Genomic DNA, 20,493 nt, shown 5'->3' with positions numbered 1-20,493 from the left:
TGTATTGTTTTATGCGATACGCTCGCTTATTTTAAACCCACCACATCTCTCCTGCAGGCTCTTCGATAAGGATCTGCTGAAGATTTCGAACGGCTTTTCCGAATCCTTCGTCGACGGACATCAGACCGTCTTCATGTTCGATACTGACTACATAATCGTAGTTCTGCAGGCGAAGTTCGCTGATCATATCGGACCAGATCTTCAGCTCGTGGCCGTAGCCTACGCTGCGGAAGTTCCAGGCCCGTTCCTGCATAAGCGTGTAAGACTGCATATCGGTCAAACCGTGCATATTGACATTGTTCCGGTCGATCGTGATGTCTTTGGCATGGAAATGGTGAATGGCTCCGGCGCGTCCGAGGATACGGATGGCCTGGATCGGATCGATCCCCTGCCACCACATGTGGCTGGGATCCAGGTTGGCTCCGACGGCTTCGCAGGTCGCTTCGCGCAGACGAAGCAGGGTGGCCGGCGTGTGGGCCGAGAATCCGCCGTGCAGTTCGATCCCGACTTTGACGCCGTGATCTTCCGCGAATTTACCGGCTTCTTTCCAGTAGGGAATGACTTTCTCTTCCCACTGCCATTTCAGAATCTCCTGATAATCGTTCGGCCACGGAGCTACCGGCCAATTCGGATATTTGGCATCCTCGTGGTCGCCCGGGCAGCCGGAAAAGGTATTGACAACCGGAATTCCCAACCGCTGCGCCAGTTCTACACTTTGCAAAAACACGTCGTGATCGGCTTTTGCGAGCGCTTTTTGCGGATGGAGAGGATTGCCGTGACAGCTCAGCGCACTGATCGTTAAGCCGCGCGAGTCTACCGCTTTTCGGAAAGCTTCCAGTTTCGACTTGTCGGCCAACAGTTCTTCCGGGTTGCAGTACTCGTTACCCGGATAACCTCCTGTACCGATCTCTACCGCTTTAAGCCCTTTTTCCACCACGTAATCGAGGGATTCCTCGAATCCCCGTCCATTGAACAGGACCATGAATACTCCAAGCTTCACTGAATCGAACCTCCTCGATATATCTATTATATCCGTATTTTTAGCTTGATCTGAATAGGAAAGAGGTGCGAAAAAACCTTATTTTTCGACTTTTCCGACAACCGAAAATGGTACCACTTTCCGGCTGCCGGCTTCTTTCGGCTGTTTTTCGTTAGTCGAAGTACACCGCTTTGCCCGTTTTCGCGGATTCGTAGATCGCTTCGAGAATCTGCGTCACGACAAGAGCCTGCTCCGGTTTTACGATCGGCTCTTTGTCTTCGAGAATGGCTTCAAGCCATTGACGCGCTTCGCGGTCTTCGGCGTTCTCCGATCCGCCGTCGTAGAACGCTACGCCGCCCGAACCGAAATCGACTTTGGTTTCCGTCAAGCGGCTGCGGTTCTCGCCGTTGATATGGAGGCCGTCGGCCATATCCGCACCGCCTTCGGTTCCGCAGAGCAGCGTCTGCGCTTCGCCGAATTTGCGGACGTTGAGCGCCCAGCTGGATTCGAGTACGATCGTGGCTCCGTTCTGCATCTTGATGAAACCGAATGCGGAATCTTCGACCTTGAATTGTTCCGGATCCCAAGGACCGAACGCGTTGGCCGCATTTTCACGGCTTCCCAGCTTGTGGAAAGTCGAACCCATGACGCTTTGCGGTTTATAATTATCCATCAGCCAGAGAGTCAGGTCAAGCGCGTGCGTACCGATATCGATCAGAGGGCCTCCGCCCTGCTTTTCTTCATCCAGGAAAACGCCCCAGGTTGGCACGGCACGGCGGCGCAGTGCAATCGCTTTGCCGTAATAGAGATCGCCGAGTTCGCCTTTTTCGCACATGTCTTTCAGGTGCAGACTGTCGTCGCGGAAACGGTTCTGGTAAGCGATCGACAGTTTTTTGCCTGTACGCTTCGCCGCTTCGATCATGCCGCGCGCTTCTTCGGTCGTTTTGGCCATCGGTTTTTCGCACAGGACATGCTTGCCCGCTTCGAGCGCCGCAATCGTGATTTCCGCATGGGAATCGTTCGGGGTACACACGTGAATGACTTCGATACTCGGGTCTTTGAGCAGTTCGGTATAATCTGTATAAACCTTCGCGCCTTCGGCGCCGTATTGGGCAGCCGCTTCCTCGGCACGGGATTCAACCAGATCGCAGAAAGCGACGAGTACGGCTTTGTCTTGTTTGGAAAGCGCGGGAAGATGTTTGCCGTTGGCAATGCCTCCGCATCCGATTACGGCAACGTTCAGTGTCTTAGACATTCAGTTTGGCTCCTTCGGCTGCATATTTTTTGACCCATTCCATGCTTGTGGCGATACTTTCGAGCGGTTTGCCGCCCGCGCAGTAATCCTGCTCGACGACAATCCATTCCACGCCGGCTTCGACCGCGGCGTCCGCAATCGCTTTGAGATCCACTTCGCCTACGCCAAGTTCCGCCGTAATGGCTTTGCCGTCCGCGTCGCGCGTCATGTCTTTGAGGTGGATAATCGGCAGGCGCCCTTGGTAGCGGCCGATGTATTCCACCGGATCGTAGCCGCCGTAATGTACCCAGCATGTATCCATCTCGACCTGGAGGTCTTCGGCGGAGACCGCTTCGTACATGGCGTCGAAGACCGGCTTGCCGTTCACTTCTTCCGTCATCTCGAAATCGTGGTTGTGGTAAGCCAATACCGCTCCCTGTTCACGCGCCCGGCTGCCGAGCTTGGCAAGATTCGCGAAGACTTCGTTCCAGACCCGGTCTTCTTCCTGCAGATAAGGCACGATCAGCGTGTCGTTCCCGATTTGTTTGTTGTATGCGATTTCGCTGTCGAGATGCTCCAGCAGTTGGGCATAAGAAGTGTGTGTCCCGAGCGCTTCAAGGCCAAGTTCGTCGAGAATCGACTTGACTTCTTCCGCACTGCGGCCGAAAAACGTATGGAATTCCACGCCTTTATAACCGAGCTCCGCCACTTTTTCGAGCGTGCCGCGGAAATCCTGTTCCATTTCTTCACGCACGGTGTACAGCTGCAGTCCTACTTGGGTCATTTTCGTTCCACCTTTTCATCAAATTATAATTTGAGCGAATCTCTTCTTGCGGCAGGAACCTTGTACGAACTTTCCAAAGTGACATGCCGGCTTTCGGCCGATGAGCGCATGAACGCATGCATCGTTTCGAGCACATGGTAAGCCAGATCGCCGCTGGCCCGGTGACGCCGTTCTTCCCGGATCGATTTGATCATGTCGTCCACGCCGATCCCGCGCTCGTTGCGCTCCGTTTCGAATACAGGCTTGAGCGTCTCCCAATTGTCCGAACCGGCGCGCCGCAGGCGCACGTCTCCGCCGAAGAAATTGGGATCCGGCAGGGACAAGGTACCCGATGTGCCGTAAATCTCCATTCTCGGAAGTTCGGTGGCTCCGCGAACGTCGAAGCTCATGATCATGGTCACGATCGTTCCGCCCGCAAAATCGAGCGTCCCGGCCAGGTGGGTCGGAGTCTGGACGGAAATCGGGGTGCCGGCTTTGGGGCCCGATCCGATCACCCGGTCGGGAATCTGAATGCCTGTGGAAGAGCTGACCCGCTGAATGGGACCCAGCAGATTCACAAGCGCCGACAGGTAATACGGTCCCATGTCGAACATCGGTCCGCCGCCGTAGGCGTAGAAAAACTCCGGATCGGTATGCCAGTCTTCGGGGCCTCCACCCAGCATAAACGCCGTACCGGCGACCGGCCGGCCGATGAGTCCGTCTTCGATGGCGCGGCGGGCGGTGCTGACGCCTGCTCCCAAAAAGGTATCCGGGGCACACCCGACGCTTACACTGCGTTTCTTGGCTTCTTCCAGAACAAGGCGGCCGTCTTCGAGAGAAACCGCAAGCGGTTTTTCTCCGTACACATGCTTGCCGGCTCGGACAGCGGCCAGATTGATCGAGGCGTGGCTGGCGGGAATCGTCAGGTTGACGACCAGTTCGATCGACTCGTCGGCCAGCAGCTCTTCGACGGTGCAAGCGGTTGCAATGCCGAATTCGGCGGCCCGCTCCTGCGCCTTCTCGGGTATGCGGTCAGCCACTGCGACTACCTCGGCCCATTCGCTGTTCCCCAAGTTCTGCAAATAGATGGCGCTGATGTTGCCGCAGCCTATAATTCCGGTCTTCATTCGTTTCAAGGAACACCACTCCTTACCGTTAAGTTGTCGTTCTTCGATTTTAGTTCGATTTCTTTTTCGGTTCCGGTTGTGTGGTTGGTTCGAATTCATGGTATTGCAAATCGATTTGTATTAAAATGAAGAATATAATCGAAACATGAACAATCTGGTCATTATTTTATTTTCTTTTTCAAGGAGCAGCCATTATGCAGACGACTGACCTCTCCTGCCAGGTTTTTACCGCAGGATTTTCCTTCCATCGAACACCGTTCCATGTCCACCGTACCGAAGGGTTGGGCAGCTATCTGCTCCGCCTCCAGACGGACGGCAATTCGGAAGCGCTGGTCGACGGCAAAATGCAGCTGATCGAAGCCGGGGATTTGCTGCTGTACGGCCCGAACGACACGTATGAGCTGAAAATATTCCCGCCCGACGCTTCGGGCAGCTCCGAACGTCCTATGGAAAGCGGCGATTACCATATTTTTTTCGGCGGCGACTGGATCGATCACTGGTGGAACCAGCGCAGGCGCCCGACCCGGATCCGGATCCCGCTCAGCGAAGGACTTCTCGGCCTGTTTCGCCAGATCGTGATCGAACAGCGGCGGATCTCCAACCCGGACCCCCGCATTTCCGATTACTATTTGCGTATTTTGTGTCTGGAGACCGACCGTCTGCTGAGCGAGCAGCCGATTTCCTCGGGCAAGTCTTTTCTCGCTCACCGGATCAAACAGTACATCGAAGAAAATGCGTCTTCCCTGTTTAAACTCGAAGATGTGGCCGCTTACGTCGATACCAGCGTCTCCCGCTGCGTCCATCTGTTCAAGGAAACGTTCGATATGAGCATCATGCAGTATGCGCTCGAAGTGCGTCTCGATATGGCCAAAGAACGGATCGTATTCAGTCCCATGCCGCTCGAACAGGTGGCCGAGACATCGGGGTTCGCCAACTATACGTATTTCCATCGGGTATTCCGCAGCAAATTCGGGATGTCTCCCAAAGCTTTCCGGCATACGCGTCAGGAAAAAATGTAAGAACCGACAGCCGCCAAACCGAAAATCCCGCAGGCGCTTCAAGGCGTCCCGCGGGATTTTCGGTTTCTTTGCAAACGGCAGCCCATACTTCAAGCAGGCAAGCGGCGGATCAGCCGTTCCTGCCGCGCTTCTTCTCTTCGATCACTTCCGATACCACCATGCCGAGATCCGCGTTGCCGAACATCGACAGGACGCCGAGCAGCGTCTCGTCCGTGACATCGCCGGCTTCCTCTTTGGTCACGGTCAGCTTCAGCACGCGTTCCAGCCGTTCGTTGGCCAGCTGTTCGGGATAGGCCTTGGCATACAGCTCAACCGGGTCGAGATCGTTGTTGATACACCACTGCGCATAGACGAGAATCATCATGTCCTCTTCCTGGCGGTAGGTTTCCACGATCTTTTCCTGCGTTTTCTTCTCCCACTCCCGCCGTCCTTCGGCACTCTCGTAACGTTCGTAATCGTCGTCTCCGTAATCGCTCATCTTTTTGTCTCCTTCCTTTTGCGTCGGTTACAGCAGGCCTGCGGCGCGCTCCGCCAGTTCATGCGAGCCCAGCACGAGGTCCGCGCGGATCCGGCATTCCCCGGGCGTATGCAGCGTACCGAGGAAATGCTGCACGACATCTTCGAAGCCGCGGCGCTTCAGCACGGTGTCCCAACTTCCGAAGCCTTGCTCCTGCGGACTGCCGCCCGCTTCGGTAAAGACCGCCCGCTCGAGATCTTCCACGACCGCCGTGCGCCCGTTTCCGTGCAGTTCCAGACGCTCGAGATCGCGGCCGGCGGAACGAACCATGCCGTAGCTGCCCAGGCCTTTGCCCAGACGCATCGAACCGAAAGCCTGCAGCAGACGGCCTTGCGTATCCGTATCCACACTGCCGGACAAGCTGCCGCTTTCTCCGCCGCCCAACCAGAGCAGCAGATCGAGCATATGAATCAGATCGTCATATACCGTTTCGCGGGCGGATCGGTTCTGCAGCGAAGTCCGGTGTTTGGCCGCATGAACCTGGGCGAATCCCCCGGATGCCTCGATCCAGGCTCGCGCTTGCGTATACAGCGGCGCATACCGGCGGTTAAATCCCACGCCGAGCAGAAGGTCCTGCCGTTCCGCTTTGGCGGCCATGGCCCGGCACTCGGCCGGATCGGTCGAAAGCGGCTTGTCGACATAGACCGGCAGGCCCGCCTCCAGACACTTCATTACGATTGCGTAATGCGAATCGGTGGCCGTGTGCACAAACGCCGCGTCGGGCTGCCAGCGAAACAGATCGTCGAGATCGGTCGAGGCCTGCTCGATCCGATGCCGCAAAGAAGCTTCGCGTACACGCTCCTCCGTCCGGCTGACCAGACCGACGACTTCCGCTTCCGGATGCCCGGCCAGCAGAGGAAGGTACACCTTTTCCGCAATGCCTCCGATTCCTACCAGCGCAATGCGTGTTCTCCGCTTCGCTTCTCCGGCTGCTGCCGGACGGGCGGTATTCTTCATTTCGGGTTCCCCGCTTTCTTCAAGTGCCGCTTGCGATGTTCCCTCGGCGGGACGTATCGCTTCCTTTTCGAGTATACCCTCACGGCCGAAGCTTGGCAAAAAGAACGTCCGTCTCCGGAAGACTTCTTCGCCTTCTCTCCTGATTCGCGGACTGACGGAACGTTTACTAGCTTTAGTAGGACGCAAAAGTACCGGAAGCCGCGTGCAAAGAAAGGCGCGGACTTGGCGAACTTGACGAAATCGTTTATAATTTAAAATATAGTTCCATTTAATTGCCCGTCAGATAATCGTTTAAAATAAAAGTTGCGGAGGGATTAACCATGGCCGATTATTCATCTTCCATGATCGAAAAGGCAACATTTGCGGGAGGCTGCTTCTGGTGTATGGTTACGCCGTTCGAAGACCTGCCCGGCATCGTCAAAGTCCGCTCGGGATATACAGGCGGACATACCGAAAACCCGACTTACAAAGAAGTGTGTTCCGAAACGACCGGACACGTCGAAGCCGTTCAGATCACGTTCAATCCGGACATTTTCCCGTATGAGAAACTGCTCGAACTGTTCTGGCAGCAGATCGATCCGACGGACGGCGGCGGACAATTCCACGACCGCGGATCTTCTTACGGCACCGCGATCTTCTACCATACGGAGGAGCAGCGGATCAAAGCCGAAGCTTCCAAAAAAGCATTGGGCGAAAGCGGCCGCTTCGACAAACCGATCGTCACGCCGATCCGTCCGGCCGAAACGTTCTATGAAGCCGAAGAGTACCATCAAGAGTACCACAAAAAAAATCCGGCACATTACAACCGCTACAAAAAAGCGTCCGGACGCGAAGCTTTTATCGAAGATCATTGGAAAAAAACGATCGACAAAAGCGATCTGAAACAAAAGCTGACCGATATCCAATACAATGTCACCCAGAAAAACGGAACGGAACCCGCTTTCCGCAACGAATTCTGGGATCATCACGGCGAAGGCATCTACGTCGATATCGTCTCGGGCGAACCGCTGTTCAGCTCCCTCGACAAATACGATTCCGGCTGCGGCTGGCCGAGCTTCACCCGACCGATCCGCGATTACCACGTGAAGGAAAAAGTCGATTTGACCCACTTCATGATCCGGACCGAAGTCCGCAGCAAAGAAGCCGATTCCCATCTGGGCCACGTATTCGACGACGGTCCGGGCCCGGACGGTCTGCGCTACTGTATCAACTCCGCGGCTCTGCGTTTCGTACCGGCGGATAAACTCGAAGAAGAAGGCTACGGCGAGTACCGCGCGATGTTTGCCCAGCCGTAAATCGCAAAAGCCCCTGGACACCGCTGCAGCGGCGTTCCGGGGGTTTTTCATTGAATCTGCTAGGCTTTGGGAACCCCCGCCGGCAAGCGCCGAAGGATTTTTCCGGAAGTCTTAAACGTACATCCGGCGGATCAGATGAACGAAGGTATCGACCGCTTTGCGGATCCGCAGTTCGGTAGCCGAATCGGTCGGATCGCCGTTTTCGTCGAATTTGCGCTGGTCGCTGCCGATCGAGATCCATTCCGGGCAGTTCAGGCCGTGCAGATTGCGGACGATGCCTTGAAGAGTGCCCAGCGAAGAGACGCCCACGGTTCCGCCCGCCGAACTTGCCGACAGCACGGGTTTGCCTTCGAAATATTCGCTGTTCAGGAAATCAAGCGCATTTTTGAGCACGCCCGAGATCGAAGAATGATATTCCGGCGTAGCCAAGACAACGGCCTGAGCCGACTTGACAGCCTGCGACAATTTGAGCACTTCTTCATGTCCGTAGGCTTCTCCGGGGCCGTACAGCGGCAGTTGGTGTTCGTACAAACTGAACACTTCCGCTTCGAATCCTTGTTCTTCCAGCAATTTCGCGATATAGAAGGTCAACTGCGTACTGCTGGCCTGCTCCCGGTTGCTTCCTGCAATCAAAGTCACTTTCATGGTCAAGCCCCTTCCATCCCTGTCAATTTTCCTGTTTTTTTGGAACCCGTTTTTTATCATAACAGGAAGTTTTAATTTTGAACATTCTTTGTCCGCCTGTCGTCATTTTTCTGTGATTTATCTCTTTTCGTTCCGGGTAGGTAATAAACATAGCTTTATGGTATTCATTTTATCCGAACAGGAGGAACCGGCATGCCCTGGAACAAAAAGGATTATCCGCAGTCGATGAAAAACCTGGACGAACGCGTGCGCGAAAAAGCGATCGAAATCGCCAACGCGCTGCTTGACGAAGGGTACGAAGAAGGCCGCGCGATCGCGATCGCTACGGCAAAAGCGGAAGAATGGGACGAAAACCATCCTCAGCACGGAAATTCGAAATCGTCGGATTAACGCAGCTGTACAGGCAGCGGATAAAAAAAACCGTTTCGGCTTTCTCCAACACGGAGAAAATCGGAACGGTTTTTTAGGGACGGGGAAGTTGGCGGCTCCGGGCCTTCCCCTTGGGCCCTGTATCTTACACTCTATTCAAACCTTTGACTTCCGGTGCGACATGTCCATGACGTTTCGAAGGTGCCAAGATACGCGTGATCGATACCAGACCGTGGCGCAGAATCTGCGGTTCCACCATCCAGGTAATCACTTTGCCTCCGATACATACGGCAGCTACGGTGTACAGCGTCTCGGCCAGCGGCAGATAAAACAGCGACAGCAGCAGGACGGAAGCATCCATCAAAATAAAGACGGTTCCGATTTTAAGGCCGGTCTTCTCATGCAGCCAGATAGCGGCACAATCGTCTCCGCCTGTCGCTCCGCCGCAGCGCAGCACCAGTCCTCCGCCGATTCCCGTCAGAATTCCCGACAGCAGAGCGGCCAGCCAAAGCTGTCCGTGCAGATCGAAATTCAGGGTCGAGAAATGTTCGATGCCGGCGTAGAAAACCGTAAACGATCCCGCCGCAAGAACGGCAGGTCCCATGTTCCTCCACCCTTTTTTGAGGGCGAACAGCAGCATGAACGGAATGTCGAGCAGCAGAATGGTCAGCGCGGGCGAAAGCCCGAACGCATACTCGCCGAGCAGCGAAATGCCGACAAAACCGCCTTCCGAAAGATGGTTTTGAAAATTAATGTGATAAAACGCGAATGCCATAACGAACGTGCCTGTTAAGATCGCGGCCGCCTGCGCGGACCGCTTCATCCTTTTCCCTTTTGCCTTCATACGATGATCTCCTCATTTTCGCAGTATTTGTCTCAAATCGACAAAATGCTGCGGCCAAGAGAGGAAAACCGCGAGGCCTTCGTCCTTCGCATGGGTGTTCCCTTCCTTTCGCAGCGTTTGTCAATAACGGTCGTCCGACAAACTATCTACGAAAGGCGCTAAGTATAGGAGAGATCGTAACGTTTCCAGATTGTCCTTTGGGGAATACTCCTTCGGGGACTCATGGTATCCTGATCCTTTCTGTAATTGGATGGTGAAGTCTGAGAATTACTTACCCAGCGCAGTCACCTTTTTAAACTATTTTACCACAAAAATGCCGCCGAAGCGACAAAATGATGGTGTTCTTTGTCATTTCCATGTAAAATATATGTTTTTTTCGCAAAAAAGTTACTTGGCCGCACGCAGCAGACGATTGACGGTTTCCCGACGCAGTCCAATCAGTTGGCCGATTTCTTCCTGGGTCAGCAGATCGGTGAGCGGCTGGCCGTATGTATAGGTTCCCATCCAATGCTGCAGCAGACTCAATCTCTCCGCCGGCGTTCCGGCTGTCAGATGATCGATCCGCTGCTGCATAAAACGGACTTTCTCCTGCAGCAGCAGAGCAATTTCAAGAGCTTTCTCCGGGTTTTCCGCCAGGTTCTTGTACCAGTCGGCCGCCAGAATCGGCTCCACTTCGCTGCGAACCATCGCCGTAGCGGTTCCGTGCGTTTCTTTGGGACTGATAAGCGAATGATGGGGCACCACTTCCCCGGCATAAAACACGTTGAACAAAATGATGTTTCCGTTCTCGTGCAGCCGCGTGACTTTGAACAGCCCGCTGTGTACCCGATACAAATATTTTCCGTCGTCGCCCTGCCGGAACAATATTTCTCCTTTGTGCAAAATCATGCTTGTTCCCTCTTTTCCGTTGTCGTATCGCTGCCGGGCGTTTCGACCGGCAGCGGCCGGTACAGCTTCATGATGCGCTCAGCCTCCGCCGCTACCCGCTCCGCCAGCTCCCGGGGTTCAAGAACCCTCACCGCCGTCCCCAAACCGAGTACAAAGCGCAGCGCGAACTCCGCAGTGGCCAGATCCGCTTGAACCGCGTACCCGCCGTCTTCCAAAAGTTCCGTATGCCGCACCCGCACGTAACGCTCGGAGCGAAATGCTTCCAGAGCTTCCGCCTCGACGCGAAGCCCGGCTTCGTATCGGGGAAGCGTGTCCGGAAAAGTCCGCAGCGATTCCTGCCAGTAATCGGCCAGATTGAACGTGCCCGGATAATCGAACGTCCGCTCCAGACATTGGGCCTCCGTGATCTTGGAGACGCGGAACGTCTTGATCGCCGTATCCTCCCGGGCCACCAGGTACCACACGCTTCGCTTGACCGCGAGACCCAGCGGATCCACGATCCGGCCGACAGGCGATCCGGTCGGCTCTTCTGCCGATTTGACATATACAAAACGCAGCTGCCGTTGTTCCAGAACCGCTTCCTGGCAGACCGGCAGGGATTCGGGAACGCCGGCTGCGCGAGCGTGCCAACCCGATTCGTCGATCAGCAGGCGCCGGCTCAGAAAGTCCGCGCTTTTGGGACGGGGCTCGGGATAAACGGTTCTCAATTTATGCAGCGCCCGTTCATAAGGTTCTTTAAAACCCAAATCCTGCAGCGGCCCCGAAGAAGCGCGCAGCAGCAGGGCCGCCGCTTCATCCGGTGTCATGCCGGTCAGGCCGCTGCGGTAGCCTTCCATCAGACTCCAGCCGCCGAAGCGTCCGCGATAGGCGACAATGGGAATACCCGACTGTCCCAACGCCTCCAGATCGCGGCTTACGGTTCTCGGCGTCACTTCCAGCTCTTCCGCCAGCTCGCGTGTCGACATGCGGCTTCGGCTCTGGAGCAGCAGCACAATCTTGAGCAGTCGATCCCCTCTCATGCGTCAGGCTCCCTTTTTCCGTATTTTTTCAGGCTTTTGATATAAGACAAAGGTTGTCATCTATTATGGCTTATATTCAAAAAGCGGGCAAGGGTCCGATCTTCCCGATCGGCCGTATCCGACACGACAAATACGGAAAGAGGGGCTGGCATGTCTATGAATAACAAGCCGCTGAGCGGCAAAACGGCACTGGTCGCAGGAGCGACCCGGGGAGCCGGGCGCGGAATCGCCCGCGAGCTGGGTGCCTTGGGAGCGCATGTGTATGTAACCGGACGCACCACAAGAGCGGATCAATCCGATATGCGCCGGAGCGAAACGATCGAAGAGACGGCCGAAATGGTACAGGCTGCCGGGGGCACGGCTTCGGCAGTCCGGGTCGACCACTCCGAACCGCGGCAGGTAGAACGCCTGGCCGAGCGGATCGCGGCCGAAGCGGGCGGGTTGGACATCCTCGTCAACGATATCTGGGGCGGAGACGGCCTGACACGCTGGGACCAGAAACTGTGGGAACATTCTCTCGAAGACGGTCTGCTCATCCAGCGCCGCTCGGTGCATACGCATCTGATCACGTCCCGGTATATGCTTCCGCTGATGCTGAATCGCCCCGGCGGCGTTGTCATGGAAATCACCGACGGTACGGACTATCGTTTCCGCGGCAACGTGTACTACAGCCTGGCCAAAGTATCGGGCATCCATCTGGCCGCGGCCATGGCCGAAGAACTGCGGCCGCACGGAATTGCCGCCGTCGCGCTGACGCCTGGATTCCTCCGATCCGAAGCGATGCTGGACCATTTTGGCGTAAGCGAAACGAATTGGCGCGAAGCGGCGAAACAGGAACCGCATTTTATATCGTCGGAAACTCCCGCTTATGTCGGACAGGCCGCCGCCAGGCTCGCCGCCGATCCCGAGCTGATGGCCTTTACGGGCCGGGCACTGAGTTCCTGGGAACTTTCGGACCGGTACGGCTTCGTCGACGCGGACGGAACCCGTCCGCATTGGGGACGCTATGCCGCCGAGAACGGACTGGGCTGAATCCAACGGCATACAGACTGCGGGAGACAGGCGTCCGGGCAGGTCCGCTTCCCTCCACAGCCGGAATTTTCGATACGACAAAAGCCGCCGGGCCTGCAGCTGGCGGCTTTGTTTGTGGTTTTTATCGGACTTTCGGATTCCGCCGACTTATTCCGCGAACGCCAGCTCCCGGATTTCGGCGGTCATGGCGTTGGTATCGAGACCGCCGAGATTGCCGAGCAGCACGACAAGGGTACCGTCGCCGAGGCCGCGCCGAATCCCGGTCGTATAGCCGCTTCCGCCGCCGCTGTGGAACACCACTTTGTCTTCGCCTTCCCCTTCGGTCATCCAGCCGTAGCCGTAGTTCTTGTAGGGAGTCGGCGTGTACATGGCTTCCAACGTTTGTTCGGAGAGCACTTTGCCCGCGCTCAGCGAATCCGCCCAGATCTGCAGATCGTCGAGGGTCGAATACAAACTGCCGGTGCCGGAAGGCGAAAAGTAATACTCGTCGACGCTTTTCCAGATCCGATGCGACTTGTCGTATTCGTATCCGGTAGGAATCCGGATGTCGCGCGACGCCGTCCCGCTGTCGTTCATGCCAAGCGGCTCGAAGAACTGCGACTGCACGAAGTCCGCATAACTCATGCCGGATACCTGCTCGATAATAAAAGCCAGCAGCACATAACCGCTGTTGCTGTACATATAATCGGTACCCGGAGCGAATTTCAGCGAACTGCCTTTGATCTCTTCGACGGTCCGGAGCAGCGGCGTGCCTTCTTTGCGGGCAAAATTGAGCGCGATGCCCGATGTATGCGAGAGCAGCATGGACAGCGTGATTTCGTCGCCGCGCGGATAATCGGGAATATACGAAGACAGCGTGTCTTCGACGTTCAGCCTGCCTTCTTCTTGGAGTTTCATAATGGAAGCCGCCGTGAATGTTTTGGTCAGCGAACCGAGCCTCATCTTGTCGGTCGGACGGACGCGCGTCGCCGCGGAAGCCAGCCCGTAAGCTTTGCGCATGTGCACTTCGCCGTTTTGGGCCACCAGTACGCTGCCCGAGAAACCTTGACGTTTCAAATAATCGTCAACGGCTGCAAGACCAGGCTCGATCTTCGTCTCTTTATCTGTCGTCAGCGACAATTTCAGACTGCCCGTATTCGTCGACGGCCGGATTCCCGCTTGCAGCGGTTCGGTCAGGCCGCGAAGAGGCACAGTCAGAATGCCGTTCACATACCGGGCCGTTCCCGGCATATGCAGTTCGAAGCCGTTGACGGACACGTGGTCGGAACCCGGGCGGTATAGAAGTTCGTCGCCGCCGTAAGTGACGGTCGCGGCGCGGCGCGTCTTGTCCCACTTGACCTGCGCGCCGAGCGATACCGCGCCTTCGCGGACCGGAACATAGGTCAGCGAACGATACAGATAGGCTTGATTGCCCCACAGTGCGGGCTGCCCGTCGATTTCCGCGGAAATGGCGGCCGCAGCCGGGCCCGCGCTTGGCCGCACGGCTGCGACTGCGGCCGCGGCCGGATCGGCCGCGTAAGCCGTTCCCGCAGCAAGTGCCAGCGCCAGTGCGGCTCCCCATACTCTTTTGATGCCGGCGGAACTTTTTTTGAACCTGAATCCCATGTGTGTACATCCTCCTGTTATCGCCTTCGATGCTGTATCTGTTGTATTATACCGGTTCGCAGGCCAATAGTTGTGCCTGGCTTCAAGAAGGATACTCGAAACCGCGTTCTTTGTCTGCCGTCTGGAACTCGGGCAAAAGGCCCTGCCTTACTCGATTTTAACTTTATAAAGTATAGCAAGTTATTTTTTGACGTTTATTTACGAATTTGATACAATAAACAAGACAAACGAATCGTTCCGGCGAAACCGAAGACCGGATGACCCTACCAGCGATCCCCCCATTCGGAAGACCGTACATTCGTTTCGACCGTGCTTCACTCATTTACGCTTCAGGTTCCGCGCATCTTCGAAGATCGCGCGTTGAAAGGGGAAACTCCTATGCTTAAGCTCGGCATTCTCGATCAATCCACCATTACGGAAGGCTCCGGCCCTGTCGAAGCGCTCCAGGCCACGACACGCCTTGCCATCGAAGCCGACAAACTCGGTTTCAGCCGCTTCTGGGTCTCGGAACACCATAGTTCCAAAGCTCTCGCCCATTCCAGCCCGGAGGTCCTGATCGCCCATCTGGCCGCGAATACTTCGCGGATCCGGCTCGGTTCCGGCGGAATCATGCTCCCGCATTACAGCGCTTATAAAGTGGCGGAGAACTTCCGCCTGCTCGAAGCGCTTTATCCGGGACGGATCGATCTCGGCGTAGGCCGCGCACCGGGCGGACGCCCGCTGTCCACCCGCGCCCTGCAGGAAGGCCAGTACCATAGCGCCGATCCGTATCCGCAGCAGATTGTCGATCTGATCGCCTATCTGAATGACGCCGTTCCGGCCGACCACCGGTTTGCCGGGCTGAGCGTGTCGCCGTCGGTTGCGACCAAACCCGAATTGTGGCTGCTCGGCTCAAGCGGAGGCACCGCGCGTCTGGCCGCTCAGACCGGAGCCTCGTATGCGTTTGCGCAGTTCTTCGGCACGCCGGGCGGCCGCGAAGCGACCGAATTCTATCGGGACAACTTCGAACCGTCGCTGATGTCGCCCACACCGAAATCGCTGGCTGCCATTACGGTTGTCTGCGCCGATACGCAGGAAGAAGCCGAGCGGCTCGCTTCGAGTTCCGATCTGTTCTTCCTGGCGATGTACAAAGGGATGGAACTTCCTTATCTGCCGTCCGCGCAGACCGCGGCGGATTATCCCTACACGCCGTACGAACGCGAGCAGATTGCCGCAACCCGCGCTTACCGCGTTGTCGGTACTCCGGATAAAGTCAAAGCCCGGCTGCTGGAACTTGCCGAAGAATACCAGACCGACGAATTGATGATCGTCGCGTCGATCCATGATTTCGAAGCCCGCTTGAAATCGGTTCGTCTGGTCGCCGAAGCTTTCGCGCTCGGCAGCGGCACCCAGGCCGCCATAAGCGAAGTTCGCTCCTAAGCGCCTTCGCTTCGAAAGCGGCTGCCGATGCGCTCCGCTTTTTGTGCCCCTACCCAAAGCATGACTTCAAGCCGTATGCGCCCGCATACGGCTTGAAGTCATGCGGCAAATGTTCGGCTGCCGCACCGATTCCGCGCCAAAAAACCGTCCCCGAAATTCCCGAAGGGCTCTCGAAAACGGCCGTATGGCATGGAGCGCGATCCTGCGCCGCATTCCCGCCTGCGAAGCCTAGTCGCGGGTCAGCTGCGACGAACCGGCGATGCCGGGCTTGGTCATCTCGAACGGGTTCAAGATGATATCCAGTTCCTCTTCGCTGAGCACATTGTGCATCAGGCACAAATCGCGTACGGAACGTCCGGTCGTCATCGCCTCGCGGGCGATCCGGGCGCAAATTTCGTAGCCGAGATAGGGACTGAGCGCCGTAATGACGCCGACGCTGCGTTCGACGTATTCCGCGCAGTTGGCTTCGTTGGCTTCGATCCCGTCGATGCAGTGCGTACGGAAGACGGTCAGTGCCTGATTCATGATACTGATCGACTGCAGCAGATTGAATACCAGCACCGGTTCCATGACGTTCAGCTCAAGCTGCCCGGCTTCGGACGCAAGCGAAATCGTATGGTCGTTGCCGATGACCTGGAAAGCCGTCTGATTGACCACTTCGCACATTACCGGATTGACTTTGCCCGGCATGATCGAAGAACCCGGCTGACGTTCCGGCAGTTTGAGTTCGGCCAATCCGGCGCGAGGACCGGAAGCCAGCAGGCGGATATCGTTGGCGATCTTCGACAAGTTGATCATGCAGATCTTGAGCGCTCCGGACAGCTCGGTGTAGGCGTCCGTGTTCTGCGTCGCGTCGACCAGATCTTCGGCGTGGCGCAGCGGCATGCCGCTGATCTCCGCCAGTTTGACGACGACCGTCTCCATATAGGTGACATCGGCGTTCAAGCCGGTACCGATAGCCGTCGCGCCCATATTCACCTCGTGCAGCAGTTCTTTGGAACGGCGCACCCGATGCAGATCGCGGCCCAGCACCCGCGCATACGCGGCGAATTCCTGGCCGAGCCGGATCGGTACGGCATCCTGCAGATGCGTGCGTCCCATTTTGATCACATGATCGAATTCGCGCGCTTTGTTCCCGAACGAATGCTGAAGACGCTCCATCGTATCTTCCAGATTCCCGACAAGCGACAGTGCGGCAATATGGATAGCGGTCGGAAACACGTCGTTGGTGGACTGCGCCATATTGACATGCACATTCGGATTCAAATGGAAGTAATCGCCTTTGGGTTTGCCCATCAGTTCAAGCGCACGGTTCGCGATCACTTCGTTGGCATTCATATTGATCGATGTTCCCGCGCCGCCCTGAATCGGATCGACGATAAATTGGCCGTCCCATGCTCCGTCCATCACTTCGCCCGCCGCTTCGACGATCGAAGCGCCCAGGGGCCCTTTCAAGCGTCCCACTTCCATATTGGCGAGTGCGGCCGCTTTTTTGACGATGCCCAGTGCGCGAATCATCGATTCGTGAATCCGGTAGCCCGTGATCGGGAAATTCTCGATCGCTCTCATCGTCTGAACGCCGTAATAGGCGTCGGCGGGAACCTGCTTTTCTCCCAGGAAGTCTTTTTCGATCCGAAACTGCGGTTGCATGATTTTCCGTCCTCCCGAAGCCGTGTGTATGAATCTGTCGGCGTGAATTGACTTTCTATGCGAATATATCGGATAGTCCAAACGTAAGGATTAGCCGGCGAAGGCGCGCAAAAAAGAACCAGAAAGACCGCCGCGTCCTTGACGGTCTTTCCCGCCTTTCCAAATACACTGTTCCTTGGCCTGCGAAAGTTTAATGCGTTCTCTGCGCGAAAGTCACCGTGGGCTCCGCCGATACCTCGACATTGCCTTCGAGCGCCCGTGTGATCATGCACGAACTTTCGGCTTTGTGCGCCAAACGTTCGGCCAGGGCCAGCACTTCTTCCTTCTGGCTGCCGGCGAGCACAAGCAGCGGGCGGTGCGTAATCGATTTGTAGGTAAACACATTATTCGTAACGTCCACAACGCCTTCCGAATCCAGCGTCAGGCTCTCGACCTCGATCGAGGCGCGTTCCAGCATGGCCGCAAGCGTAATGATATAGCAGGTTGAAGCGGCTCCAAGCAGCATTTCGTCCGGGTTGGTGCCGACTCCCGGTCCATCCATCGGTTCGGGAATCGAGATTTCGGTCTTCAGCTGTCCGCTTTCGATACGTCCGGTGCCGCCCCGTCCTCCGTTCCAGTCCGCTTTGAGCCGGAAAATATGATTCATGCGAGACTCTCTCCCTTTTCGCTTAGAATGGATTCTACTTCAGTATACGCCAAACCGTGCGCTTCCGCGACCGCGCGGTAGGTGACGCAGCCCTCGCAGGTATTGATGCCTTTGGCGATGGCCGGGTTGTCTATTGCCGCCTGCCGGAAGCCTTTGCGGGCAATCTGCAGACCGTAGGGCGTCGTGACCATCGTCAAAGCAAGCGTCGACGTACGGGCCACCGCTCCCGGCATATTCGCGACCGCATAATGCAGAACGCCGTGCTTTTCGTAAACGGGATCGTCGTGGGTCGTGATCCGGTCGATGGTTCCGATCGAACCGCCCTGATCGATCGCCACGTCCACGATGACCGAGCCCGCATCCATCTTCCGCACCATCTCTTCGGTGACAAGCTTCGGCGCTCTCGCGCCCGGAATCAGCACCGCGCCCACAAGCAGATCGGCGCGTTCCACGGCCGTCTCGAGGTTGTGCGGATCGGACATCAGCGTCTTGAGGCGTCCGCCGAACTGGTCGTCCAGCTGGCGAAGCCGGTCGGCGTTGATATCGAGAATGGTGACCTCCGCGCCGAGCCCGATCGCCATCTTGGCCGCGTTCACGCCTACGGTGCCGCCGCCCACCACCGTTACCCTGCCGGGCTCGACACCCGGCACGCCTCCGAGCAGCACGCCTTTGCCGCCAAAAGGCTTCTCCAAAAAATGGGCGCCGATCTGAACAGACATCCGGCCGGCCACTTCGCTCATCGGCGTCAGCAGCGGGAGGCTTCCGCTCTGCAGCTGGATCGTTTCGTAAGCGATACCCGTTACGCCCTGGTCCTTCAGAGCCAAGGTCAGTTCGGATTCGGCCGCAAGATGCAGATACGTATAGAGGATAAGCCCGCTGCGGAAATATCCGTATTCGGCCGCAAGCGGCTCCTTGATCTTGACTACCATGTCGGCCGCCCAGGCTTCCCCGGCATTCGGTACGACCGACGCGCCCACTGCCGCATAATCTTCGTCCGCAAATCCGATTCCGCAGCCCGCACCGCTCTCGATCCGGACCTCGTGCCCTTCGGCGACATAGGCTTTGGCGGAAGCCGGCGTCATCCCGACCCGGTATTCGTTGTTCTTGATTTCTTTGGGCACTCCGATAATCATGCTCGTTCCCCCCGAATGATAGGTTGGATAACCGGTAAGAGAGGCGACTTCAACCGTTTGAACGGGTGGTTAAAGTTCCTAATTCCATTTTAACATGCCGGAGAATAAAAGAAATCCGATTTTTGAAAGCGTTTTTTTGACCGAAAAATCTATCACGTCTTGCTATGTATGCGCTAACCGGATTAGAATGTGTAGAAATACGCTTTTTAATCCTGCTTCGGAATAACGCGGCGAAGCGGGAAAACAGCGCAAAGGAGACTATGCAGACATGAATGAAACATTGGAACAGCTGCGGGCCAGCGTCGACGGAATCGATTCACAGCTTCTGGACCTGCTCAGCAAACGCGCCGAATTGGTACATCAGATCGGACAAGTCAAAGAAACCCAGGGTGTGCCGAAGTTCGAACCGGAACGCGAAAAAGAAATCCTGGATCGCGTCACCGGCCTGAACAAAGGACCGTTCTCGGACAGTACGCTGAAGCATCTGTTCAAAGAGATCTTCAAAGCCTCGCTGAACATTCAGCAGGAAGAACATAAGCGCCAACTGCTTGTCAGCCGCAAAAAACGTCCTGAAGATACGATCGTCAAGTTCAAAGGCGTCGAAGTCGGCGGTCCGAGCCCGATTCTCGTAGCCGGTCCCTGCTCGATCGAATCGCGCGAACAGCTGCGTACGGTCGCCAAGGCGCTCAAAGAATCCGGCGTTACGGTTATGCGCGGCGGTGCATTCAAGCCGAGAACCTCGCCTTACGATTTCCAGGGTCTGGGCCTCGACGGTCTGAAACTGCTGAAAGAAGTCGCGGACGAGTTCGGTCTGGCTACCATCAGCGAAATCGTACACCCGTCGCATATCGAAATCGCAGCCGATTACATCGACGTCATCCAAATCGGCGCCCGCAACATGCACAACTTCGAACTGCTCAAAGAATTGGGCGGCGCCAAAATCCCGGTTCTGCTCAAACGCGGCCTTTCCGCGACGCTGGACGAGTTCATCCATGCGGCCGAGTACATCATGGTCAGCGGCAACGAGCAGATCATGCTGATCGAACGCGGGATCCGCACCTACGAGACGGCGACGCGCAACACGCTCGACATCTCGGCGGTTCCGCTGCTTAAACAGGAAACGCATCTTCCGGTTATGGTCGATGTCACGCATTCCACGGGACGCAAAGACATCATGCTTCCATGCGCCAAAGCGGCTCTCGCCGCAGGCGCGGACGGCATCATGATCGAAGTTCACCCCGACCCGCAAACGGCGCTGTCGGATGCCGGGCAGCAGCTCGATATTCCTCAGTTCGGCGCGTTCTGGGACGGTCTGAAAAACTCCGGCCTGTTCGGTCCACGCTCGTAACATT

The 20,493-nt window shown here is 56.6% G+C and carries 20 protein-coding genes; 6 read left to right on the top strand and 14 right to left on the bottom strand.

What is annotated here, in order from left to right:
- Window positions 1-31: 31 nt before the first annotated feature.
- From HOP44_RS02540 to HOP44_RS02525, 4 genes are all read right to left on the bottom strand, one after another.
- On the bottom strand, window positions 32-1,000 hold the full coding sequence (locus HOP44_RS02540; RefSeq protein WP_172250266.1) for a TIM barrel protein: 969 nt from the start codon (window positions 998-1,000) through the stop codon (window positions 32-34).
- 151 nt (window positions 1,001-1,151) lie between these two features.
- Window positions 1,152-2,234 (bottom strand): Gfo/Idh/MocA family protein, encoded by a 1,083-nt coding sequence (locus HOP44_RS02535; protein ID WP_172250264.1) that lies wholly within the window; start codon window positions 2,232-2,234, stop codon window positions 1,152-1,154.
- Window positions 2,227-2,997 carry a sugar phosphate isomerase/epimerase family protein gene (locus HOP44_RS02530; protein WP_172250262.1) on the bottom strand — a complete coding sequence of 257 codons (771 nt, stop codon included), beginning with the start codon at window positions 2,995-2,997 and terminating at the stop codon, window positions 2,227-2,229. The genes HOP44_RS02535 and HOP44_RS02530 overlap by 8 nt, the downstream gene beginning before the upstream one ends.
- 23 nt (window positions 2,998-3,020) lie before the next feature.
- Window positions 3,021-4,112: a Gfo/Idh/MocA family protein gene (locus HOP44_RS02525; protein WP_172250260.1), complete on the bottom strand. Its 1,092-nt coding sequence runs from the start codon at window positions 4,110-4,112 to the stop codon at window positions 3,021-3,023.
- Between the two features lie 185 nt (window positions 4,113-4,297).
- On the opposite strand from HOP44_RS02525, the gene HOP44_RS02520 reads away from it, so the two are divergent.
- A complete protein-coding gene (locus HOP44_RS02520) occupies window positions 4,298-5,122 on the top strand; it encodes an AraC family transcriptional regulator (protein ID WP_172250258.1) in 825 nt (274 codons plus the stop codon).
- A 109-nt stretch (window positions 5,123-5,231) separates the two neighbouring features.
- Here HOP44_RS02520 and HOP44_RS02515 read toward each other — a convergent pair whose 3' ends face one another.
- Window positions 5,232-5,600, bottom strand: a complete 369-nt coding sequence (locus HOP44_RS02515) for a hypothetical protein (protein WP_216667448.1) — start codon at window positions 5,598-5,600, stop codon at window positions 5,232-5,234.
- 27 nt (window positions 5,601-5,627) lie between these two features.
- A complete protein-coding gene (locus tag HOP44_RS02510; protein WP_172250256.1) occupies window positions 5,628-6,596 on the bottom strand; it encodes a Gfo/Idh/MocA family protein in 969 nt (322 codons plus the stop codon).
- Between the two features lie 320 nt (window positions 6,597-6,916).
- On the opposite strand from HOP44_RS02510, the gene msrA reads away from it, so the two are divergent.
- On the top strand, window positions 6,917-7,891 hold the full coding sequence (msrA, locus tag HOP44_RS02505; RefSeq protein WP_172250254.1) for a peptide-methionine (S)-S-oxide reductase MsrA: 975 nt from the start codon (window positions 6,917-6,919) through the stop codon (window positions 7,889-7,891).
- Between the two features lie 111 nt (window positions 7,892-8,002).
- Here the strand turns inward: msrA and HOP44_RS02500 are convergent, their stop codons facing one another.
- Window positions 8,003-8,536 (bottom strand): NADPH-dependent FMN reductase, encoded by a 534-nt coding sequence (locus tag HOP44_RS02500; RefSeq protein ID WP_172250252.1) that lies wholly within the window; start codon window positions 8,534-8,536, stop codon window positions 8,003-8,005.
- A gap of 192 nt (window positions 8,537-8,728) precedes the next feature.
- Here HOP44_RS02500 and HOP44_RS02495 point away from each other — a divergent pair, with 192 nt between their 5' ends.
- Window positions 8,729-8,926: a DUF2188 domain-containing protein gene (locus tag HOP44_RS02495; protein ID WP_172250250.1), complete on the top strand. Its 198-nt coding sequence runs from the start codon at window positions 8,729-8,731 to the stop codon at window positions 8,924-8,926.
- 124 nt (window positions 8,927-9,050) lie between these two features.
- On the opposite strand, the gene HOP44_RS02490 is transcribed toward HOP44_RS02495, so the two are convergent.
- The 3 genes from HOP44_RS02490 to HOP44_RS02480 form a co-directional block, all read right to left on the bottom strand.
- A complete protein-coding gene (locus HOP44_RS02490) occupies window positions 9,051-9,749 on the bottom strand; it encodes a YitT family protein (RefSeq protein ID WP_172250248.1) in 699 nt (232 codons plus the stop codon).
- Window positions 9,750-10,136: 387 nt separating this feature from the next.
- Window positions 10,137-10,637, bottom strand: coding sequence for a Crp/Fnr family transcriptional regulator (locus tag HOP44_RS02485; protein ID WP_172250246.1), 501 nt, complete (start codon window positions 10,635-10,637; stop codon window positions 10,137-10,139).
- Window positions 10,634-11,656: a helix-turn-helix transcriptional regulator gene (locus HOP44_RS02480; RefSeq protein ID WP_172250244.1), complete on the bottom strand. Its 1,023-nt coding sequence runs from the start codon at window positions 11,654-11,656 to the stop codon at window positions 10,634-10,636. Before HOP44_RS02480 ends, HOP44_RS02485 begins: the two co-directional genes overlap by 4 nt.
- Window positions 11,657-11,812: 156 nt before the next feature.
- Between HOP44_RS02480 and HOP44_RS02475 the strand changes: the two genes are divergently transcribed.
- The gene (locus tag HOP44_RS02475; protein WP_172251521.1) at window positions 11,813-12,688 is read left to right on the top strand and encodes an SDR family oxidoreductase; all 876 of its coding nucleotides are present in this window, start codon (window positions 11,813-11,815) and stop codon (window positions 12,686-12,688) included.
- Window positions 12,689-12,835: 147 nt separating this feature from the next.
- On the opposite strand, the gene HOP44_RS02470 is transcribed toward HOP44_RS02475, so the two are convergent.
- Window positions 12,836-14,293, bottom strand: coding sequence for a serine hydrolase domain-containing protein (locus HOP44_RS02470; protein WP_172250242.1), 1,458 nt, complete (start codon window positions 14,291-14,293; stop codon window positions 12,836-12,838).
- 378 nt (window positions 14,294-14,671) lie between these two features.
- Between HOP44_RS02470 and HOP44_RS02465 the strand changes: the two genes are divergently transcribed.
- A complete protein-coding gene (locus HOP44_RS02465) occupies window positions 14,672-15,712 on the top strand; it encodes an LLM class flavin-dependent oxidoreductase (protein ID WP_172250240.1) in 1,041 nt (346 codons plus the stop codon).
- A gap of 228 nt (window positions 15,713-15,940) precedes the next feature.
- Here the strand turns inward: HOP44_RS02465 and aspA are convergent, their stop codons facing one another.
- The 3 genes from aspA to ald all read right to left on the bottom strand — a co-directional run bounded on the left by aspA (window position 15,941) and on the right by ald (window position 19,141).
- Window positions 15,941-17,365 (bottom strand): aspartate ammonia-lyase, encoded by a 1,425-nt coding sequence (gene aspA / locus HOP44_RS02460; RefSeq protein WP_425501814.1) that lies wholly within the window; start codon window positions 17,363-17,365, stop codon window positions 15,941-15,943.
- A gap of 187 nt (window positions 17,366-17,552) precedes the next feature.
- A complete protein-coding gene (locus HOP44_RS02455) occupies window positions 17,553-18,008 on the bottom strand; it encodes an OsmC family protein (RefSeq protein WP_172250236.1) in 456 nt (151 codons plus the stop codon).
- The gene (gene ald / locus HOP44_RS02450) at window positions 18,005-19,141 is read right to left on the bottom strand and encodes an alanine dehydrogenase (protein WP_172250234.1); all 1,137 of its coding nucleotides are present in this window, start codon (window positions 19,139-19,141) and stop codon (window positions 18,005-18,007) included. Before ald ends, HOP44_RS02455 begins: the two co-directional genes overlap by 4 nt.
- Window positions 19,142-19,409: 268 nt before the next feature.
- Here ald and HOP44_RS02445 point away from each other — a divergent pair, with 268 nt between their 5' ends.
- On the top strand, window positions 19,410-20,489 hold the full coding sequence (locus tag HOP44_RS02445) for a bifunctional 3-deoxy-7-phosphoheptulonate synthase/chorismate mutase (RefSeq protein WP_172250232.1): 1,080 nt from the start codon (window positions 19,410-19,412) through the stop codon (window positions 20,487-20,489).
- Window positions 20,490-20,493 lie beyond the last annotated feature (4 nt).

It is taken from the genome of Saccharibacillus deserti, assembly GCF_013618475.1.
Lineage (GTDB): Bacteria > Bacillota > Bacilli > Paenibacillales > Paenibacillaceae > Saccharibacillus > Saccharibacillus deserti.
This window is presented reverse-complemented; position numbering and strand designations above follow the sequence as displayed.